General features: G+C 69.3%; 16 protein-coding genes and 3 tRNA genes. 9 read left to right on the top strand and 10 right to left on the bottom strand.

What is annotated here, in order from left to right; all coding sequences use genetic code 11:
• Positions 1-101: 101 nt before the first annotated feature.
• Entirely contained in the window at positions 102-1,046 is a 945-nt protein-coding gene (locus ASG96_RS24515) for a cold-shock protein (protein WP_057586002.1), read from the top strand.
• Between the two features lie 1,100 nt (positions 1,047-2,146).
• Here ASG96_RS24515 and ASG96_RS00920 read toward each other — a convergent pair.
• Positions 2,147-2,219 (bottom strand) — tRNA-Arg (locus tag ASG96_RS00920).
• A gap of 508 nt (positions 2,220-2,727) precedes the next feature.
• On the opposite strand from ASG96_RS00920, the gene ASG96_RS00915 reads away from it, so the two are divergent.
• On the top strand, positions 2,728-4,572 hold the full coding sequence (locus ASG96_RS00915; RefSeq protein WP_056756082.1) for a phosphoenolpyruvate carboxykinase (GTP): 1,845 nt from the start codon (positions 2,728-2,730) through the stop codon (positions 4,570-4,572).
• 192 nt (positions 4,573-4,764) lie between these two features.
• Positions 4,765-5,301: a DUF6328 family protein gene (locus tag ASG96_RS00910; protein ID WP_056756079.1), complete on the top strand. Its 537-nt coding sequence runs from the start codon at positions 4,765-4,767 to the stop codon at positions 5,299-5,301.
• 243 nt (positions 5,302-5,544) lie between these two features.
• Here the strand turns inward: ASG96_RS00910 and ASG96_RS00905 are convergent.
• Positions 5,545-5,634: transfer RNA gene (locus ASG96_RS00905), tRNA-Ser, on the bottom strand.
• Between the two features lie 191 nt (positions 5,635-5,825).
• Between ASG96_RS00905 and ASG96_RS00900 the strand changes: the two genes are divergently transcribed.
• A complete protein-coding gene (locus ASG96_RS00900) occupies positions 5,826-7,358 on the top strand; it encodes an LCP family protein (RefSeq protein ID WP_056756075.1) in 1,533 nt (510 codons plus the stop codon).
• A 109-nt stretch (positions 7,359-7,467) separates the two neighbouring features.
• Here ASG96_RS00900 and ASG96_RS00895 read toward each other — a convergent pair whose 3' ends face one another.
• The 6 genes from ASG96_RS00895 to cysK all read right to left on the bottom strand — a co-directional run bounded on the left by ASG96_RS00895 (position 7,468) and on the right by cysK (position 12,124).
• Entirely contained in the window at positions 7,468-7,671 is a 204-nt protein-coding gene (locus ASG96_RS00895; protein WP_013491183.1) for a cold-shock protein, read from the bottom strand.
• A gap of 228 nt (positions 7,672-7,899) precedes the next feature.
• Positions 7,900-8,835: a dihydropteroate synthase gene (folP, locus tag ASG96_RS00890; protein ID WP_057586697.1), complete on the bottom strand. Its 936-nt coding sequence runs from the start codon at positions 8,833-8,835 to the stop codon at positions 7,900-7,902.
• Between the two features lie 753 nt (positions 8,836-9,588).
• Positions 9,589-9,676, bottom strand: a tRNA-Ser gene (locus ASG96_RS00885).
• A gap of 30 nt (positions 9,677-9,706) precedes the next feature.
• Positions 9,707-10,261, bottom strand: a complete 555-nt coding sequence (locus tag ASG96_RS00880; protein ID WP_057586000.1) for a hypothetical protein — start codon at positions 10,259-10,261, stop codon at positions 9,707-9,709.
• A gap of 134 nt (positions 10,262-10,395) precedes the next feature.
• Positions 10,396-11,145 carry a serine O-acetyltransferase gene (gene cysE / locus ASG96_RS00875; protein ID WP_056756069.1) on the bottom strand — a complete coding sequence of 250 codons (750 nt, stop codon included), beginning with the start codon at positions 11,143-11,145 and terminating at the stop codon, positions 10,396-10,398.
• A gap of 49 nt (positions 11,146-11,194) precedes the next feature.
• Positions 11,195-12,124, bottom strand: a complete 930-nt coding sequence (cysK, locus tag ASG96_RS00870; RefSeq protein WP_056756064.1) for a cysteine synthase A — start codon at positions 12,122-12,124, stop codon at positions 11,195-11,197.
• 268 nt (positions 12,125-12,392) lie between these two features.
• Between cysK and ASG96_RS00865 the strand changes: the two genes are divergently transcribed.
• The 5 genes from ASG96_RS00865 to ASG96_RS00845 all read left to right on the top strand — a co-directional run bounded on the left by ASG96_RS00865 (position 12,393) and on the right by ASG96_RS00845 (position 17,882).
• On the top strand, positions 12,393-14,741 hold the full coding sequence (locus tag ASG96_RS00865; RefSeq protein ID WP_057585998.1) for a (Fe-S)-binding protein: 2,349 nt from the start codon (positions 12,393-12,395) through the stop codon (positions 14,739-14,741).
• Positions 14,742-14,913: 172 nt separating this feature from the next.
• Positions 14,914-15,633 carry a hypothetical protein gene (locus ASG96_RS00860; protein ID WP_057585995.1) on the top strand — a complete coding sequence of 240 codons (720 nt, stop codon included), beginning with the start codon at positions 14,914-14,916 and terminating at the stop codon, positions 15,631-15,633.
• Positions 15,634-15,642: 9 nt separating this feature from the next.
• Positions 15,643-16,446: a hypothetical protein gene (locus ASG96_RS00855; RefSeq protein WP_057585993.1), complete on the top strand. Its 804-nt coding sequence runs from the start codon at positions 15,643-15,645 to the stop codon at positions 16,444-16,446.
• 13 nt (positions 16,447-16,459) lie between these two features.
• Entirely contained in the window at positions 16,460-17,152 is a 693-nt protein-coding gene (locus ASG96_RS00850; protein ID WP_057585991.1) for a hypothetical protein, read from the top strand.
• A 4-nt stretch (positions 17,153-17,156) separates the two neighbouring features.
• Positions 17,157-17,882 (top strand): transporter substrate-binding domain-containing protein, encoded by a 726-nt coding sequence (locus ASG96_RS00845; protein WP_057585988.1) that lies wholly within the window; start codon positions 17,157-17,159, stop codon positions 17,880-17,882.
• Positions 17,883-17,972: 90 nt separating this feature from the next.
• On the opposite strand, the gene ASG96_RS00840 is transcribed toward ASG96_RS00845, so the two are convergent.
• Together ASG96_RS00840 and ASG96_RS00835 are read right to left on the bottom strand one after the other, a co-directional pair.
• Positions 17,973-18,413: a DUF779 domain-containing protein gene (locus ASG96_RS00840; RefSeq protein WP_057586694.1), complete on the bottom strand. Its 441-nt coding sequence runs from the start codon at positions 18,411-18,413 to the stop codon at positions 17,973-17,975.
• A 23-nt stretch (positions 18,414-18,436) separates the two neighbouring features.
• Positions 18,437-19,960 (bottom strand): aldehyde dehydrogenase family protein, encoded by a 1,524-nt coding sequence (locus ASG96_RS00835; RefSeq protein ID WP_057585987.1) that lies wholly within the window; start codon positions 19,958-19,960, stop codon positions 18,437-18,439.
• Between the last annotated feature and the right edge of the window lie 169 nt (positions 19,961-20,129).

The raw sequence follows: 20,129 nt of genomic DNA, 5'->3' as shown, positions 1-20,129 counted from the left end.
CTTGCCACGGCAGTGCGGGCACCGTCTGGCGCCGGGCGCGTGTCGCAGTCCCGTCGGGGACACTAGGAGAACACCGACCGTAGCTTCGACAAGGAGTCGCCGTGACCGAGGGAACCGTCCGCTGGTTCGATGCCGACCGGGGGTTTGGCTTCATCGCCCTCGGGCAGGAGGCAGAGGACCTGTACGTGCATGCGTCCGAGATCGTCAGCGACGACGCGATGAAGCTGCTCCGGGAGGGGCAGGTGGTTGAGTTCGAGATCGGCGAGGGGGACCGCGGCCCGCAGGCGCGCCGAGTCCGGGTCACGGCCGACCAGGCCGCCGATACACCGCTGGGCGTGCTCGGCACCGTCGCCTGGTACGAGCCGGCCAAGGGGTACGGCTTCATCACGCCCGATGGCAGTGGTGCCGAGATCTTCGTGCACAGTTCGGCCATCGTGGCGGGCGGCGTGGTCTCGGAGGGGCAGCGGGTGGCGTTCCTCCTTGTCGACGGGGAGAAGGGACCGCAGGCTGACCATGTGCTGCCCTTGGGAGCCCATGCCGCCCAGCAGGCCGTGGCATCCGACGGGGCGGACGGCACCGTGTCCTGGTACGACGCGGGCAAAGGCTTCGGGTTCATCACCCCCGAGTCGGGCGGCCCCGATGTCTTCGTCCACGTCCGGGCGCTGGCCGACGGGCTCCCCGAGCTGGTCGAGGGGGACCGGGTGACGTACGACGTCGTCGTGAGCGAGAGGGGCCCGCAGGCGCGCGAGGTGCGCCTCGCACGCAGCTCGACACCGCGGGGCGCACGCGCGGCGTCGACGACCCGCGCTCGGTCGGGACACCTGGAGGCATCCGACGTCCCGGCGCGCGGCGGCGAGGGAGTGGTCGCGCGCTACGACGCGGAGCGGGGGTTCGGCTTCATCGCCCCGGACGCCGGAGGCGCGGACCTGTTCGTGCACGTGTCGGTCCTCAGAGGCGCCGAGGAGCTGCACCAGGGCGATCGGGTCCGGTACCAGGTGCGACAGAGCGATCGAGGACCACAGGCCGACCGCGTCGAACGGGTGTGAGCGGGACGGCGGTCCGGGCGGAGCCGGTGCTCAGGCGTGTCCCGATCCCGCCGCACGCTCATGTAGCCGCGTTGAGGGGCGGCTGCGCTCGCCCGGTCATGCCACAGGCCACACGTGTAGAGCGTCTCAACCGGCGCCCCCTTCCTGACCACGCCGCCCGGTGCGGCCCTCAGGGCAACCGCCTACTCCAGAACGGGTCGTCTGCCCAGCCCTCGGGTACGCACATCCCGCGGAAGTTCATGGGAGGTCGGGCGCTCGGCAACCCGTGGAGCCGCCCGGCCCAACCGTTGCGTGGCGATACCGAGTAGAGGACGGGACTGGAGCGAAACGAGGACTGGCTAGAGCCGCTTTCTCGACCGCTCCGGCAACGCAGAAGCACATGGTGGCGTTGACCGTTGACGACGCAATGAGCCTGCGACGAGCGCTACGGAATGAAGACGCCGCCGTGAGGGCCGAACTGCCCGATCTGGTCGGCCTCATGCTTACGACGGGCTGCCGAATCAACGAGGCCTTGGCGGTCCCCCGGGGTCAAGTCGACAAGAGCGAGGTACCGACCGTCAGCATCATGGCGACCAGTGATGCGGCTGAGAGGCCGTGGCCTGGTCCTGCAGGCGCATCCGAAGACCGACGCAAGCAAACGCAGTCTGAAGCTGCCTGCCTTCGCGGTGGAGATGCTCTTGAGGAGAAGCGTCGAGCAGCAACCCAATGCGCACGACGTGGTGTTCCCCTCTTCGACCGGCATGCTTCGGGACTCCCGGAACGTGAGTCGACAGTGGCGCGACTTCCAAGAGCGCGACAAGCGGTGGAAGGGCGTCACCTCACACCGTCCGCAAGACCGTCGCCACGGTCCTCTCCAGGGGGTTCGACGCACTGACCGCCCCGTCCCGGCTGGGACACGCCTCTTCCGGAGTCACTGAGCGGTACTACTACATAGCCCGAACTCACGAGGGACCGGACGCGCGAGCCTCGCTCTCCGCCTTCGCCGAGTACGGGGATTCCGATGGGTAAGCGATGGCTGAGGACGACGTAACGTCCTGAAACACAACGGCCCTGACCTGCATTGCTGCAGGTCAGGGCCGGTATTCTGTCTCAACACAGAGTGCACCCGAAGGGATTCGAACCCCTAACCTTCTGATCCGTAGTCAGATGCTCTATCCGTTGAGCTACGGGTGCGTCGTTCCGTCACTCGGAGGAACGAAAAGTTACCTTAGCGCCTCGGGTCCTCATCCACGAAATCGGCCCAGGCCGAGGCTCGGGCACACCGCCCGACATGCGCCCGGCACCGGCCCGACACCGACCCGACACCGACCCGACACCGACCCGGCACCGACCCGGCACCCGGCCGGTGCCGACGCATGCAGGCGCGCGGACGGCATACGCGACGGTCTCCGCAGGAGCCTGCGATCCAGCCCTGCGGGGTACCGGGGAGTACTGAAATTCCTGCAAGAAACCGACAACAGGTCGTCCTTTTTCTTGCGGCGACGAGGCCATGTGAGGCGTCTCACCGACCCCGCGCCCGCATGCGGTCAACGGCGCCCGTGGCTGCGCGTACCTTGAAGTCATCACGTCATCTGTTCAGCATGTGGACACCTGCAGCCCGATCCGGGCTCGCCCAGGATCCACGTGACGGACAGCTTCACACCGGCACGACGTGGTGCCGGGCGGCACCGCGCGCGAAGGGATGGGCCCCGAGTTGACTACGACCCACGAAAAACAGACACACACGACGCACGCGGGACTGTCCGCATGGGTCGAGCAGGTCGCCGAGCTGACGCAGCCGCGCGACATCCGCTGGATCACCGGCTCCCCCGAGGAGTGGACGGAGCTGACCGACCAGCTCGTCGAGGCCGGCACGTTCGTCCGGCTCAACGAGAGCAAGAAGCCGAACTCCTTCTACTGCGCCTCCGACCCCAGCGACGTCGCGCGCGTCGAGGGGCAGACCTACATCTGCTCCGTCGACGAGAAGGACTCCGGGCCTACCAACAACTGGATGGCACCCGACGAGATGAAGGCTCGGATGACCGAGCTGTACCGCGGCAGCATGCACGGCCGCACCATGTACGTCATCCCGTTCGTCATGGGTCACCTCGACGCCAAGGTCCCGATGTTCGGTGTCGAGATCACCGACTCCGCCTACGTCGTCGTCTCGATGCTCGTCATGGCCCGCTGCGGCGACAAGGTGCTCCACAAGATCGAGGAGACGAACGCCGACTACGTCCCCGCCCTCCACTCGGTCGGTGCGCCGCTCGCCGAGGGCCAGGCCGACGTGCAGTGGCCGTGCTCCGACACGAAGTACATCGTCCACTTCCCCGAGGAGCGCACGATCTGGAGCTACGGCTCCGGCTACGGCGGCAACGCCCTGCTCGGCAAGAAGTGCTACTCGCTGCGCATCGCCTCGGCGATCGCCCGCGACGAGGGCTGGATGGCCGAGCACATGCTCATCCTCAAGCTCACCTCGCCCAAGGGGTCCGTCCACTACATCGCGGCGGCCTTCCCGTCGGCCTGTGGCAAGACGAACCTCGCGATGATCACGCCCACCATCCCCGGCTGGAAGGCCGAGATGGTCGGCGACGACATCGCCTGGATGCGCTTCGGTGAGGACGGTCGGCTCTACGCCGTCAACCCGGAGTTCGGGCTCTTCGGCGTCGCCCCCGGCACGGGCGAGTCGACCAACCCCAACGCGATGGCCACCATCGAGAAGGGCAACTCGGTCTTCACCAACGTCGCCCTGACCGACGACGGCGACGTGTGGTGGGAGGGCATGACCGACGAGGCACCGGCCCACCTCATCGACTGGCACGGCAATGACTGGACGCCCGAGGACGGCAAGGCGGGGACGCTCTCGAGCCACCCGAACAGCCGCTTCTGCACCCCCGCCTCGCAGTGCCCGATGATCGCCCCGGAGTACGACAACCCCGACGGCGTCCCGATCGACGCGATCCTCTTCGGCGGCCGCCGCAAGACGACCGTGCCGCTCGTCTACGAGTCGCGCGACTGGCAGCACGGCACCTTCATCGGTGCGACGCTCTCGTCGGAGACCACCGCAGCCGCGACCGGCGCCGTCGGCGTCGTGCGCCGCGACCCGATGGCGATGCTGCCCTTCATCGGCTACCACGCCGGCGACTACATGAACCACTGGCTCGAGATCGGCAAGAGCGCGGACGCCTCCAAGCTCCCCCGCATCTTCGGCGTCAACTGGTTCCGTCGCGACGAGGAGGACGGCTCGTTCCTGTGGCCCGGGTTCGGCGAGAACAGCCGCGTCCTCAAGTGGGTCATCGAGCGCCTCGACGGCGACGCCGATGCCGTGGAGACCCCGATCGGGTTCGTGCCGACCGAGGGCGCCATCGACATCGACGGGCTCGACATGACGCCCGAGCAGGTCGCCAAGGCCATCCGGGTCGACGCGGCCGACTGGGAGAAGGAGCTGCCCCTCATCCAGGAGTGGTTCGACAAGTTCGGCGACCAGCTCCCCGCGGAGCTGTGGGCCGAGTTCGATGGCCTCAAGGCCCGCGTCAGCGAGCACTGAGAGGTCGGTCCACCGCCTGCTGGCCGGCGGGCGGAGGACGACGTGATGCAGGGCCCGGCACCTCACGGTGCCGGGCCCTCCGTCATCGCCGGGTCGTCGTGCCCGCCCGGGACCGAGGGCGTATGCCGTGTCGCCCGGCACGCGGCACACGTCCCCTGTCCTTCGGTGCCGTCCGTGGGGTACAGGTGGCCCATGAGCAACTCACACCAGTACACCCGCGACGAGACCGAGGCCGAACGGATCGATCGCAACTTCGGCGAGCAGCTGCAGGAGCTGCGCATCGCCCAGGCGGGCGTCCAGATCCTTTTCGCCTTCCTGCTGACGATCCCGTTCCAGCAGCGCTTCACGACCCTCACGGACCTCCAGCGCGACATCTACGTCGTGACGCTGATGGCCGCCGCCGTCAGCGTCATCGTCTTCACGGCGCCGGTCGCCCTGCACCGCACGCTGTTCCGAGACGGGCTCAAGGACTTCATCGTCACCTACACCGACCGGCTGATGGGTGTGGGCCTGTTCACGCTGGGGCTGGGCATCATCGGCGGGGTCGTGCTCGTACTCGACGTGCTGATGTCGCACACCGCGGCGTTCTGGTTCGGCGGGGCGCTGCTCGTGCTCGGGCTGGCGCTGTGGGTCGGCGTGCCGCTGTCGAAGAAGGGCAGCGCGCGCCAGAACCTCGAGACCCGCGACGACGACGCGAGCACGGACGGGACCCACTCCTCCCCCACCTGAACCGTCGAAAGGCCACGTCCGGCCGCCCCCCACCCGTCGAAAGGCCACCTCTGGCCGCCCCCAACCCGTCGAAAGGCCACCTCTGGCCGCCCCCCCACCTGGAGCGGAGGCGGCGGGAGCCGTCGTTCACGAGGCCCCTCGTCCCTCGGGGACTCCTGAACTCCTCCCAAATCCCACGCGTTCGACCAGCACAAGACAGAAGGACCCCGACGAAAAGCGTGTCGGGGTCCTTCTGTCTTGTGCTGGCGGAGGCGGCGGGATTTGAACCCGCGAGAGGTTTTATCCTCAACCCGCTTAGCAGGCGGGCGCACTAGGCCACTATGCGACGCCTCCGTGCCCGCGACGAGGCCGCCGAGGCGGCGTCGGATGCACGGGCGAGCACAGGCTACCGGCACGGGTGCGCCCGACCCAAACCGGGGGTGGACGGCCGCGAGCGCCTTACCCATCTCGATGCGGCATATATCAGGTTGGCAGGGCACAATGTGCATCGGCTCGTGCGCACGGGCCGATGCAGAGAGGACTCCATGACCTACCCGAACGCGCGAGGTCCGGCTGCGCCCCCGACCCGCGAGGCGCTGCGACGCGAGCTCAAGTCAGGCTTCCGTCGCGCCGTCGGGCTCACGGCCCTCGGCACCGTCGTCCCCGGAGCAGGCCTGACCCAGACCCGTAGCCGCAAGTTCGGCTGGCTGCTGATCGCGCTCGCCGTCGTCAGCCTGAGCGTCGGCGCCTACTACGTGATGAAGACGGGTGTGACGAACACCGCGCTGTCCATCGTCGCGCGCCCGACCGTCCTGCAGTCCCTCGCCGTCGCCTTCGTCGTCGGCGGCATCCTCTGGTGCGGCTCCATCATCCTCACGGCGGTGCAGTCCCGCCCCACGAGGCTCGACCGCACCCGCACGCGTCTGCTCGCCGGGTTCACCACCCTGATGGTCTTCCTCGTCGCCGGCTCGTCGTTCAAGGTCGCCGAGTACGCCACGATCACGCAGAGCACCGTGGCGCAGGTCTTCGGCAAGACCCCCACGACACCGGGGGCCGGCGCCCAGGTCTCCGAGGGCGAGGACCCGTGGGCCGACCAGGCGCGCGTCAACATCCTGCTTCTCGGCTCCGACGCCGGCGCCGACCGCATCGGGATCCGCACCGACTCGATGATCCTCGCGAGCATCGACACCAAGACCGGCCGCACCGCCCTCGTCTCGATGCCCCGCAACCTGCTCAACGCGCCGCTCGCACCGAAGAGCCCGCTGCGCGCCATCTACCCCTCGGGCAAGTTCGGGTCCCCTGACAGCTCCTGCGACCAGGGCGCCGGCCAGTGCATGCTGACCAACCTCTACGTCGACGCCGAGAACTACGCCAAGGCACACCCCGGCGCCTACCCCGTCGGCGACCAGCCCGGTCGGGTCGAGCTGCGCGGCGCCGTCCAGGAGATCACGGGCCTCGAGGTCGACCAGATGGTCGTCATCGACCTCAAGGGCTTCTCGCGGCTCATCGACGCCATGGGTGGCCTCGACATCAACGTCAAGCGCAGCGGCTACGGCACGAAGCTGACCATCGGCGGCGAGCACGCCCCCGACGGCCGCATCGTCGGGGTCAAGGGCTATTTCGAGCCCGGTCGCCAGCACCTCGACGGCTACCACTCCCTCTGGTACGCCCGCACCCGCGCCGCCGACAGCGACACCTTCCGCCAGATGCGTCAGCGCTGCGTCGTCCAGGCGATCGTCCAGCAGGTCAACCCGGCTCAGATGGTCACCAAGTATCCCGAGGTCGCGAGCATCCTCAAGGACAACATCTACACCGACATCCCGGTGCAGAACCTCCCGGCCTTCGTCGAGCTCGTCGAGCGCGTCCAGAAGTCGAAGATCGCGAGCGTCGCCCTGACGCAGAAGCAGGGGGTCTACTCCAACGATCCCGACTACGACCTCATCCGCGAGCTGGTCCAGAAGGGCATCGCGCCCCCGAAGGCGACGCCGAAGCCGTCCTCGACCTCCTCCCCGACCAGCACGCCGACGAAGACGAAGACGCCGTCCACGTCGAGCACCGACTCGTACGAGACCTGCTGAGGCGCGGGACCAGAACCACCGACACACAACAAAGCCCCCGGCCGATGGCCGGGGGCTTTGTCACAAACGACTGAGGTTGGTGTCGCTCGTTGCTGTTGATCTCGAGTGATCAGAGCGGGCGAACTGCGTCGGCCTGCGGGCCCTTGGGACCCTGCGTGACCTCGAACTCGACTCGCTGCGCCTCGTCCAGCGAACGGTAACCGTTCGACTGAATGGCCGAGTAGTGGACGAAAACGTCGGGGCCGCCGCCGTCCTGGGCGATGAAGCCAAAGCCCTTTTCAGCGTTGAACCACTTGACGGTGCCCTGTGCCATACGGGTAACTCTTCCTTCTTTAGCGTGTGGGACAACGCACCTCGCGCATCCCAAGCTGCCGCTTTGACTCCACTCGACGGGCGCGAACCCACCGAAGCCGAAAAGAAACCCGTCACCGTTGCGGATGACGGGCACCTGCTCGACTGCGAGGAACTGCAACTGCAACCGCGACGAACCTAGCAGAATACCGGCCGGTCGGCCCGTCGGATCGGACCGTATTTTGTCCGTTCAGGAACCGTTCGCCATGCCGTCACGGCGCGTGCCACGGAGCGCGAGCCGTGGTGGCCGGTCGCCGCGGATCGTGGCCACCATGTCGAGGACCCGTCGCGTGGCCCGGACGTCATGGGCACGGAAGACGGTGGCACCGAGCCACGCCGCGACAGCCGTGGCTGCGAGCGACCCCTCGAGGCGTTCATCGGCGGGCAGGTCGAGGGTCTCCCCGACGAAGTCCTTGCGCGACATCGCCTGCAGCACAGGGTAGTTCAGGGCAACGACGTCAGCCGTGTGCCGCAGCACCTCGAGCGAGTGCGCAGTGGTCTTGCCGAAGTCGAGCGTCGGGTCGACGAGGATGCGCTCACGAGGTATGCCGGCCTGCTCGGCCGCGCGGGCACCGTCGGCCAGGGTGCGCACGACGTCGCGCACGACGTCGAGGGGGTCGTCACCATAGGTCACGTCGACCGGATCGGTCCGGGGCGGAAGGCCGCCGGTATGTGAGATGACGTAGCCGGCGCCGACGTCCGACGCGACGTTAACCAGGTCCCGGTCGTGACCCGCCCACGTGTCGTTGACGAGGTCGACGGCACCGGCCGCCTCACGGGCGACCTCCGACCGCCAGGTGTCGAGGCTCAGCAGCACGTCCGGGTGCTCGGTGCGCGCCCACTGCAGGAACGGGACGACGCGTCGGATCTCCTCGTCGGCGTCGACCACCTCGCCCTCCTGACCGGCACGCACACCGCCGACGTCGACGAGGTCGGCGCCGAGCTCGACGGCCTCGACGAGGGCAGCCTTGGCGGACTCGAGGTCGGCGTGCCGGTTGCCGCTGAAGAAGGAGTCACGGGTCCGGTTGACGATCGCCATCACCGCGGGCGCGGCCGCGTCGAAGCGCCGGCCACGCAGGACGAGAGGGCTCGCCTCGGGGAGCTGGAGCGGGGCCAGCCGGCTCAGGATCTCGGCGGTGTCGGGCGCGGGATCCGAGCCGGAATCTCTGGTCACACTGTCGTATCTCACGAGGATCCACAAAGGTCAACGAGTGGACTGGGCATGGTTGCGGAACTGTTACCATTGTGGAGCAGACATCGCCCACGGCCCGGCCACGCTCCCGGCCGGGTCGCGGGTGGTCTGCCGGTCCTGATCGTCCCGCAATGACGATCGACCACCGAGCCCTCTCGACGACGCGTCGGCGAGGGTTCTGCCATCAAGGAAACTGAATACAGAGATGTCGTACATCGTGTCGTTCTTCGCGGCCATGAACCGTCCGTCCACGTCCATGCCGGTCGGTCAGTACAACTCCAGCACGACCTACGAGGAGAGGCTCGGCCTGCTCTGAGAGTGCGCGTGCACCGCCGAGCTCACCGTCGAGCCGGCGCATGAGACAAAAGGGACTCCGGATCTCCGGAGGCCCTTTTTTCATGCCCGGATCCGGGTCGAGGCGCTGCGCGCGGCGCCGTTCGGGCGTGAGATCGGGCTGGAGGACGTGCGACAGGTGCGTCCCGGCCACACCAGGCGCGCGATCAGCCGCGCGATCTGGATGCACCCGTGGCGGAGGGCATGGCCAAGCGCTGATACCGGCGTGCGAGCGCGGAGGGCGTGGGACGCCGCGCTGGTACCGGGCTCGTTCCTCGCCTGGGCCCAGCGCTCCCCTTCATCTCACGCCTCCGCAGCTGATCCGAAGGCGCTCCGCACCGACGGAGCAGTTTGCGGAGGGCGTGGGATTCGAACCCACGATGGGCTATGAACCCATAGCGGTTTTCAAGACCGCCGCACTCGGCCACTATGCGAGCCCTCCAGTGTCCGCGGAAGTCTATCCGCGGCCGGCTCACCCGTCCGAATCGTCCTGCTCCGGAGGCTGGCAGGTCGCCTCGGCCGTCTCCTGGACGCACATCGCGAGTTCGACATGCGGCATGACCATGCTTTCCGGCCGGCCGTCGATGACGTAGGCGACGACGAGGCCACGAGACCAGCTGCGCTCGGCGCCCATGACCTGGAGGGTCACCGCGAGCATGGACTGGTCGGCCCCGCCGCAGGCAGACGTCACGGGCGATCGCACGAAGGCCGCCGACGCGAGGACTCCGGTCCCGGGGTCGACCGTGACGGGCGCCGCCGTCGGGTAGACCCGCAGCCCGAAGTCCCGGACGACCAGACCGTGCGGCTCGACCAACCGGACGTCGCTGATGGTCGCGCCCCGTCCACCGGTCAGGCACAGCGGCGTGACGAAGACGTTCCGTGTCTCGTCGGCGGACGACACGGCCGCACCGAAGCCGAACGACGGCTCGAGGTCGCCGTCACCGGCCGCGAGCCGCGGGCCACCGCTCGAGACGACGGACCAGACCAGAACCGCCAGCACCGCTGCCGCGACGAGATACCTGCGCATCCGAGCTCCCCTGACGTCCGGGCGAGCCCACGCTCGCCGACACCTGTCGGACGTCAGCAGACCACCGATCGGCTCTGGCCGCACGGCGAAGACCCTCGCCCTACCGTGCGCGTCATGACGGCTGAGCCGGAGGCTCAGATGTACATCGCCGGGTCGAGCCACTGGTTGGCGGCGTCGCGCTTCGGGAAGCGGACGACCGCCGGGATACCGGTCGCGACCGCACCGGCCGGGACGTCCTTGACCACGACGGAGTTCGCGCCGATCTGGACGTCGTCACCGATGCGGATCGGGCCGAGCACACGGGCGCCGGCGCCGATCGTGACGCGGCTGCCGACGGTGGGGTGGCGCTTGACGTGCTCCATCGACCGGCCACCCAGCGTGACGCCGTGGTAGAGCATGACGTCGTCGCCGACCTCGGCCGTCTCGCCGATGACGACTCCCATGCCGTGGTCGATGAAGAACCGCCGTCCGAGCCGGGCCGCCGGGTGGATCTCGACGCCCGTGACCGAGCGCGCCACCGTGGCGAGCACCCGCGCCGGCAACCGCCCACCCGGACGCTTCCACAGCTCGTGCAGTCCGCGGTGCGCCCAGATGGCGTGCAGGCCTGGCGACGTCAGCACCACCTCGAGCCGGGAGTTGGCCGCGGGGTCGCGCTCGATCGCGCCGTCGACGTCCTCGCGGGCGCGCTCGGCGACCTTGCGCGCGAAGCCGAGCGGGCCGGCATACGACCGCTCGCCGGGGACGACGGCGGCTGCGTGGGAGGACGCAGTCGCCGCCGGCTCCCCGGCCACCCTGACCACCTCGGCCGCGCGGTCACCGCGCACGAGCGTCAGCGGCGTCTCGGCCGGCCGGGGCCCGTGGTCGATCTGTGGTGCGGTGCTCATGCACAACTCCTTGGTGGCGATGCAGGTGGGGCGGGCGATCGGAGGGACGTCAGTCGACGAGGCCCTCGAAGAGGATCGTGGACAGGTAGCGCTCGCCGAACGAGGGGATGATGACGACGATCGTCTTGCCGGCGTTCTCGGGCCGCTGGGCGACCTGCACGGCGGCGGCGATGGCGGCGCCCGACGACAACCCGACGAGCAGGCCCTCCTCGGTCGCGGCACGGCGGGCCCACTTCACGGAGGTCTCGGCGTTGACGTCGATGACCTCGTCGTAGACCTCGGTGTCGAGGATCTCGGGGACGAAGTTGGCGCCGATGCCCTGGATCTTGTGCGGACCGGGCTGGCCGCCGTTGAGGATCGGGGACTCCTCGGGCTCGACGGCGATGATCTGGATGCTCGGCTTGCGTGCCTTGAGGACCTGGCCGACGCCCGTGATGGTGCCGCCCGTGCCGATGCCGGCGACGACGATGTCGACCTCGCCGTCGGTGTCCTTCCAGATCTCCTCCGCGGTGGTCTTGCGGTGGATCTCGGGGTTGGCCTCGTTGGCGAACTGGCGGGCGAGCACGCCGCCGCGCTCGGCGACGATCTCGTCGGCCTTGGCGACCGCGCCCTTCATGCCGGTCGACGGGTCGGTGAGGACGAGCTCGGCGCCGAAGGCCCGCAGCAGCGCGCGGCGCTCCTTGCTCATCGACTCGGGCATCGTCAGGACGACCTTGTAGCCGCGGGCCGCGCCGACCATGGCGAGCGCGATGCCGGTGTTGCCCGAGGTGGCCTCGACGATGGTGCCGCCGGGCTCGAGCTGACCGCTCGCCTCGGCCGCGTCGACGATCGCGACGCCGATGCGGTCCTTGACCGAGCTGGCGGGGTTGTAGAACTCGAGCTTCGCGGCGACGGTCGCCTGCGCCCCGTCGGTGACCTTGTTGAGGCGCACGAGCGGCGTGTTGCCGATCAGCTTGGTCACGTCGTCGTAGATCGGCATTGCTGGAGCCCTTTCGGCCGGGTGCGGTGGGACGTCTGTCGCCTCGATTGTCTGCGACAACCGAGTTCTCGTTATGCATATTCCAACACGTTGTTATCTGTTGCCAAGGGGTCGCCCATGATCCGGGCGGTCCTCCGGGGCGTGCTGGACGGCATAGGACACCCCGAGGGCGTATGCCGTGTGGCCGGGGACGAAGGGGACGAGCGTCACGCCGCGACGGCCGTCACAATCGCTAAGCGCTTGCTAACTCGTCAGTAGACTCCCCGGCATGAGTGCGCTCCAGATCGTCGCCGTCGTCGTCTGCCTCGGCGTGACCGCCGTCGCCGTCGCCCTGCTCGTCAAGACGGTCAACCTCTTCCTCGCGACCTTCCGGCTCGGCCAGCCCGAGGACCGCGGTGACGACAAGGGAGCCCGCACCCGCACCCTGCTGCGCGAGTTCCTCGGTCACACGCGCATGTCCCGCCTGCCGGTCGTCGCCGTCGCGCACTGGTTCACGATGGTCAGCTTCGGCGTCCTCTTCTTCACCCTGCTCAACGCGTTCGGCCAGCTCTTCCAGCCGGCGTTCGTGCTGCCGGTCATCGGCCACTTCTTCCCCTACGAGTGGGTCACCGACTTCTTCGCCTTCGCGGGCTTCCTCAGCATCCTGCTGCTCATGGCGATCCGGCAGAAGAACCACCCGCGCTCGGCCGCCGGCGAGGACGGGCGCCGCAGCCGCTTCTTCGGCTCGACCTGGTGGCAGGCCTACTACGTCGAGCTGACGATCCTCGGCGTCACCCTGTGCATCGGCCTGCTCCGCGCGCTCGAGTGGACCCTGGCTCGCAAGACCGGCACCGGCATGGACAACGCCCTGCACTTCCCCCTGACGGGCTGGATCGGCAACTTCTTCACCGGCCTGTCGGTCGGCGCCATCGAGAACCTCATCGTCGTCATCGCCGCGATCAAGATCCTCATCTCGTTCGCGTGGATGATCACCATCGCGCTCCAGCCCACGATGGGCGTCGCCTGGCACCGCTTCCTCGCCTTCTTCAACATCTTCTTCAAGCGCCACGCCGACGGCCGCACCAGCCTCGGCGAGCTCCAGCCGATCCGCGTCGGCGGCGAGGTGCTCGACTTCGAGAACGTCGACGACCTCGACGAGGACGCGGCGCTCGGGGTCGGCAAGGTCGAGGACTTCACGTGGAAGGGCCTGCTCGACTTCACGACGTGCACCGAGTGCGGCCGCTGCCAGAGCCAGTGCCCCGCCTGGAACACCGACAAGCCGCTCTCCCCCAAGCTGCTCGTCATGACGCTGCGCGACCACGCGTACGCCAAGTCCCCGTGGCTGCTCGCCTCCGAGGAGGTCCGCGCCGGAGGCATCAAGTCGGCCGAGGGCTTCAGCGACGCCACGAAGGGCGCCGTGGCCACCGAGCAGCTCGTCGGCGAGACCGGCTACGACATCCGGCACCCGCTCACGGCCTACAACCCGCACGGACCCGACGCCGTCATCGACGAGGACGTCCTCTGGTCGTGCACGACGTGCGGCGCCTGCGTCGAGCAGTGCCCCGTCGACATCGAGCACGTCGACGCCATCGTCGACCTGCGCCGCTACAAGAACCTCATCGAGTCGGCCTTCCCCGCCGAGCTCAACGGCCTCTTCAAGAACCTCGAGAAGAACTCCAACCCCTGGGGCCTCGCGCCGCGGCTGCGGATGGACTGGGCCAAGGACCTCCCCTTCGAGGTCAAGCAGGTCGGCCAGGACGTCGAGGACCTCTCCGAGGTCGACTACCTCTTCTGGGTCGGCTGCGCCGGGGCCTACGAGGACCGTGCCAAGAAGACGACGCGCGCCGTCGCGGAGCTGCTCGACACCGCCGGCGTCTCCTTCGCCGTCCTCGGTGACGGCGAGGCCTGCACCGGCGACTCGGCCCGCCGCGCCGGCAACGAGTTCCTCTTCCAGATGCTCGCCCAGCAGAACGTCGAGACCCTCAACGAGGTGGGCGCGACGAAGATCGTCGTCACCTGCGCGCACTGCTTCAACACCATCAAGAACGAGTACCCCCAGCTCGGCGGGCAGTACGAGGTGCTGCACCACACACAGCTGCTCAACCGGCTCGTCCGCGAGAAGCGCCTGACCCCCGTCGCGCGTCCGGGTGACGCGGTGGCGACCGGCACCCTCACTGGAGCGGCGTCGACCGGCGCCAAGGTCACCTACCACGACCCCTGCTACCTCGGTCGTCACAACCAGGTCTACGCACCGCCGCGCGAGCTGCTCCAGATCCTGCCCGGCGTCGAGTACGCCGAGATGGAGCGCAGCAAGGAGAAGTCCTTCTGCTGCGGCGCCGGTGGCGCGCGCATGTGGATGGAGGAGAAGCTCGGCACGCGCATCAACAACAACCGCACCGAGGAGGCCCTCGCGACGGGCGCCGAGCGCATCGCCGTCGGCTGCCCCTTCTGCAAGGTGATGCTCTCCGACGGCCTCAACGCCGCGATCCAGGACGGCAAGGCCACCGACGCCGTCGAGGTCGTGGACGTCGCCCAGATGCTCCTCGCGGCCGTGCGCCGCGGCGACGGTGGCGGCGAGCCCGCCGAGGCGGAAACGCCTGAGCCCCAGCCCGACCCGGAGCCCGCACCGGTCGCCTGACCGCGCCGGACGGCATACGCCCGCTCGCTGTCGAAGGCCCTCTCCGCACCCGCGGAGGGGGCCTTTTGCGTATGCCGTCCGGCGACGTCGGCGTGTATCAGCGGGTCGCGCGCACACCACTGACTTCCTGCAGCCGACGCACCGCAGCCGGCCCGAGCACCGGGGGGAACCCATGAGCCTGACCGACACCTCCGAGGTCTTCGTCTCCGTGGAGGAGACGGCCCTCAACGACCTCGTGACGGCGCTGTGCACCGCCAGACCACACCTGCTGTCGTACGGGTCTCCGGCCTTCGTGCCGGTCTCCGACGTGGGCGACACCCAGATGCCGCCGATCCTCTTCCCGGGCACCGGCGGCATCCAGTGGCACGTGCGCTTCTCGGTGCCCCACCTCGACCTCTTCGACGAGGACGCGCCGCTGCCGCCCCAGCTCACGCTCGGGCCGGGGCAGTTCAGCGTGTCGACGAAGGTGCAGATCTGCGTCGACTGCCCCAAGGACCGGCACGACCCGAAGGACGACCCGCACGACCCGCACGGGGACCACGGCGGGGACCACCCGAACGAGCCGGACGACCCGCGCTGGGACGACAAGCCGGGCAAGGCGCAGAACCCCGTGTGCACGGCCATCGAGCTGTATGCCGTGGGGCACCTCGTCGGGACGACGCTCGACGGGCAGCCGGCCCTCGGCTTCGCCGTCGACGCCGTCGAGCTCGTCGACGTCTCGCCGGACGACCTCGAGTCGGTGCTCGAGTGCCTCATCGGCCAGATGCTCCGCGGCGTCCTCACGACGATTCGCATCCCCGTCTCCGCGCTGCGCGTCGGCGCCTTCACCCTGACCCCGACGGTCGGCCCGCTCATCGACATCGACCGCGTGCTCGCGCGCGGCAACCTCTAGGAGACCTCCATGTCCGAGATCATCGCCGCCATCGACGAGGGCGCGGCCAACGACTTCCTCGACACCGTCGTCGCCGGGCTCGGCCCGCAGTCGACGAGCGGCTCGTCCAGCCTCGGGCCCTTCGCGGTCAGCTACTCCGTAAGCGGCACCCTGAGCAACGGCTCCGTCGACCTCATCCCGCCGGGCACCATCCAGATCGCCGACCTGCGCCTCGACTGGAGTGCGAGCGCCACGCTGTCGCTCGACCTCGGCGACTTCCTCCCCGAGATCCACATCCCCCAGGTCTGCATCGACATCCCGTGCGTCGGGACCGTCTGCACGCCGCGGATCGACATCACGTGGCCCACGGTCTCGGTGCCCGTGTCGTTCGGTGACTTCGTGCGGGCCACGGTCGACCTCGGGCTGTCCGTCGCGCTCGTCGGCGGTATGTGGAAGGTCGAGGGCATCGTCCAGGGCGTGCCGAGCCTGGCCTTCGGGCCCGGGACCGCCGCGATCGTCGCCGGCATCGGGCTGGCCGTCGCGGCGGCCGTCGCCTGGGTGCCGCTCATCGGCCCGTTCCTCGCCGGTCTCGCCATCGCCGTCACCGCCGCCATCGGGATCGCCGGGCTCACCGGCTGGCTCGGGCCGATCATCACGCCGTTCATCTCGGGCACCCGCTTCCCGATCTACGACCAGCCCGAGTGGTTCGAGGTGCTGCCGGCGACGTCGGCGATCGACCCGGCCGTCTCGGTCCACATCGACGCCATCGGCGCCGAGGTCCAGCACAACGCGCCTGAGGACGAGCTCGTCCTCAGCGCCGACATCAGCGCCTGAGGAGGGCACGACCATGAGCGACCACTTCGACAGCAGGGCGCTGCGGCAGACCGACTGCTACGGGCAGCGGTTCATGAAGCCCGGCACCTACGCCTACGCGATCGGCCACGCCGGCACCGCCGCCGTGGCCCAGGACCACCCGTACGTCGTCGTCGTCGAGGGTGACTCACCCAAGCGCGGCGAGATGGCCCAGACGCTCGTCACCGTGCGGGCCGAGGGCAAGGCCTTCGTGCCGGACGTCGAGAAGGTGACCGTCAACGCCGGCGACATGGTCATGTGGCACTGCCCCGACCCGCACGCCCGACCCTTCGCCGTCTCGGGCGAGAAGGACTTCTTCTCGAGCGACCGCCTCGTCAACGAGTCGGGCTACTCCCACGCCTTCACGTGCACCGGGACCTACGAGTGGGCCGACGCCCACGGCTCCGGCGCCACGGGCGTCGTGCGCGTCTCGGCGCCGGACTCGAGCTCGGACAAGGGCATCCGGGCCTGGCAGAGCCAGCAGCGACAGGGCGTCCTCGTCATGGTCAAGGACGGCCAGGCAGAGCCCGCCGAGGTCGACGTCGTGCTGGGACAGACGGTCTTCTTCGCCGTCGTCGCCGGACCGGGCATCTCCGTGACGGATGCCGCCGTCATCGAGGCCGAGCGTCCCGTGCCCGGGATCGCCTTCTACCGCAAGCCCACCCGCGGGAAGGACGCCGTAGCCTGACCGGGTGACTGCGACCCCGACGCCCGCCATCGCCCAGGACCTCGCGCCGACGGGCGTCCTCCGCGCCTCGATCAACCTCGGCAACCCCGTGCTCGCCCAGGGCACGCCGGACGCACCCAGCGGGGTGACCGTCGACCTCGCGTATGCCGTCGGGGAGCGGCTCGGCGTGCCCGTCGAGCTGGTCTGCTTCGACGCGGCGCGCCGGTCGTTCGAGGCAATGGCGTCGGGCGCTGCCGACCTGTGCTTCCTCGCCGTCGACCCGGCGCGGGCGACCGAGGTCGCCTTCACGGCGCCGTACGTCGTCATCGAGGGCGTCTACGTCGTGCCCGTCGACTCCCCCGTGCGGTCCGTCGCCGACGTCGACCGCGGCGGCGTCCGGGTCGGGGTCAAGCACGGCTCGGCCTACGACCTCTTCCTCACCCGCACGCTGGCGCACGCGACCGTCGTGCGCGGCGACGAGGGCGTCGACGTCTTCGCCGCCGAGGGCCTCGAGGTCGGCGCCGGCATCCGGGAGCCCGTCACCGCCTTCGCCGCCGGCCGTGACGACGTGAGGGTCGTCGACGAGGCGTTCATGCAGATCGAGCAGGCCGTCGGCACGACGCGGACGCGTGCGGCCGACACCGTCGCCTTCCTGCACGAGCTCGTCGAGGAGCTGAAGGCGAGCGGTTTCGTCGCCGACGCCTTGGCGCGGTCGGGGCAGTCGGGCGCCGCGGTCGCGCCGCCTGCCTGACGGCATACGGCGGGCGCGGCGGACGGCATACGACACCGTGGAGGTTCGCACCCCCGCACAGGGGTGCGAACCTCCACGGTCCGGTCGGGCTCAGCCGACCCGGCCCACGGTCCGAGCGGTGATGCCGAAGGCGGTCAGCTCCTCAGCGGTGAGCAGGCGCGAGCGGATGAGGAACCGCACGCCCTCGGGCGCCTCGACGGAGAAGCCGCTCCCGCGACCCCTCACGACGTCGACGGTGAGGTGCGTGTGCTTCCAGTACTCGTACTGCGACACCGACATCCAGAAGCCGACCGGTGCTTCGACCCCGTCGACGGCGAGGTCGGCCAGGTGCACGTCGGCCTCGCTCGTGATGAAGTCGCCGGCCGGGAAGCACATGGGAGAGCTGCCGTCGCAGCAGCCACCCGACTGGTGGAACATCAGCGGACCGTGGATCCCGGTGAGGCGACGGAGCAGGTCCGCCGCCTCACCGGTGAGGTCGACCCGGCTGGGGCAAGCCGTTGGCTCACCGGGTGCGACCGTCTCTGGGGGCATGTGGGCCACGGGGGCCGACCCGCTCAGAAGAACCCGAGCGCGTCGGGCGAGTAGGAGACGAGAAGGTTCTTCGTCTGCTGGTAGTGGTCGAGCATCATCTTGTGGTTCTCGCGGCCGATGCCCGACTGCTTGTAGCCACCGAACGCGGCGTGCGCCGGGTACTGGTGGTAGCAGTTCGTCCAGACGCGACCGGCCTTGATGCCACGGCCCATCCGGTACGCGCGTGACCCGTCGCGGGTCCACACCCCGGCGCCGAGGCCGTAGAGCGTGTCGTTGGCGATCGAGAGGGCGTCGGCCTCGTCGTCGAAGCTCGTGAGCGAGACGACCGGGCCGAAGATCTCCTCCTGGAAGATCCGCATCGAGTTGTCGCCCTCGAAGATGGTCGGCGCGACGTAGTAGCCCTCGGCGAGGTCGCCCTCGAGCACGTTGCGCTCACCGCCGGTGAGGATCTTGGCGCCCTCCTGCCTGCCGATGTCCATGTAGGACAGGACCTTCTCGAGCTGGTCGTTGCTCGCCTGGGCGCCCATCGTCGTGTCGGTGTCGAGCGGGTTGCCCTGCACGATCTTCTCGACGCGGGCCACGGCGTCGGGCACGAAGTCGCTGTAGATCGAGCCCTGCACGAGCGCCCGCGACGGACACGTGCAGACCTCGCCCTGGTTGAGGGCAAACATCGTGAAACCCTCGAGAGCCTTGTCGTAGAAGGCATCCCGCTCCTGCGCGACGTCCTCGAAGAAGACGTTGGGGCTCTTGCCGCCGAGCTCGAGCGTGACGGGGATGATGTTCTGCGAGGCGTACTGCATGATGAGGCGGCCCGTCGTCGTCTCGCCGGTGAAGGCGATCTTGGCGATGCGCGGGCTGCTGGCGAGCGGCTTGCCGGCCTCGACGCCGAAGCCGTTGACGACGTTGAGCACGCCCGGGGGGAGCAGGTCCCCGACGAGCTCGACCACCTTGAGGATCGACCACGGGGTCTGCTCGGCCGGCTTGAGCACGACGCAGTTGCCGGCAGCGAGGGCCGGCGCGAGCTTCCACACGGCCATGAGGATCGGGAAGTTCCAGGGGATGATCTGGCCGACGACGCCGAGCGGCTCGTGGAAGTGGTAGGCAACGGTGTTCTCGTCGATCTCGCTGCTCGAACCCTCTTGTCCTCGAAGGACGCCCGCGAAGTAGCGGAAGTGGTCGACAGCGAGCGGGAGGTCGGCGGCGAGGGTCTCACGGACGGCCTTGCCGTTCTCCCACGTCTCGGCGACGGCGAGCGCCTCGAGGTTGGCCTCGATGCGGTCGGCGATCCGGTTGAGGATGAGCGAGCGCTCCCCGAGGCTGGTGCGGCCCCAGGCGGGGGCGGCGGCGTGCGCTGCGTCGAGCGCGGCCTCGATGTCCTCCTCGGTGCCCCGGGCGACCTCGCAGAACGGCTTGCCGTTGACCGGCGAGATGTTCTCGAACCAGAGGCCCTTCTTCGGGTCGACCCAGTTGCCGCCGATGAAGTGGCCGTAGCGGTCGAGGACGGTGACGAGCGAGTCGGGCGAGCCGGGCGGTGCGTAGACGGTCATGGTTGATCTCCCAACATCCTCGGTGGTGCCCCTCCCAGGGGTTGGCGTGACCGTAGGCAGGGCAACGTTGCAACCACGTTGCGTGCCGTGTGCGGGGTGGCGACGTCACGGCATACGCCCGGTTTGTGGCCCCTCGACGGGTGGGGGGCGGCGCGACGTGGCCTCTCGA

Origin of the sequence: Terrabacter sp. Soil810 (genome assembly GCF_001429645.1) — a bacterium.
Lineage (GTDB): Bacteria > Actinomycetota > Actinomycetes > Actinomycetales > Dermatophilaceae > Terrabacter.
The sequence above is the reverse complement of the archived record's forward strand: the minus strand, read 5'-3'. Positions and strand labels throughout refer to the sequence as shown.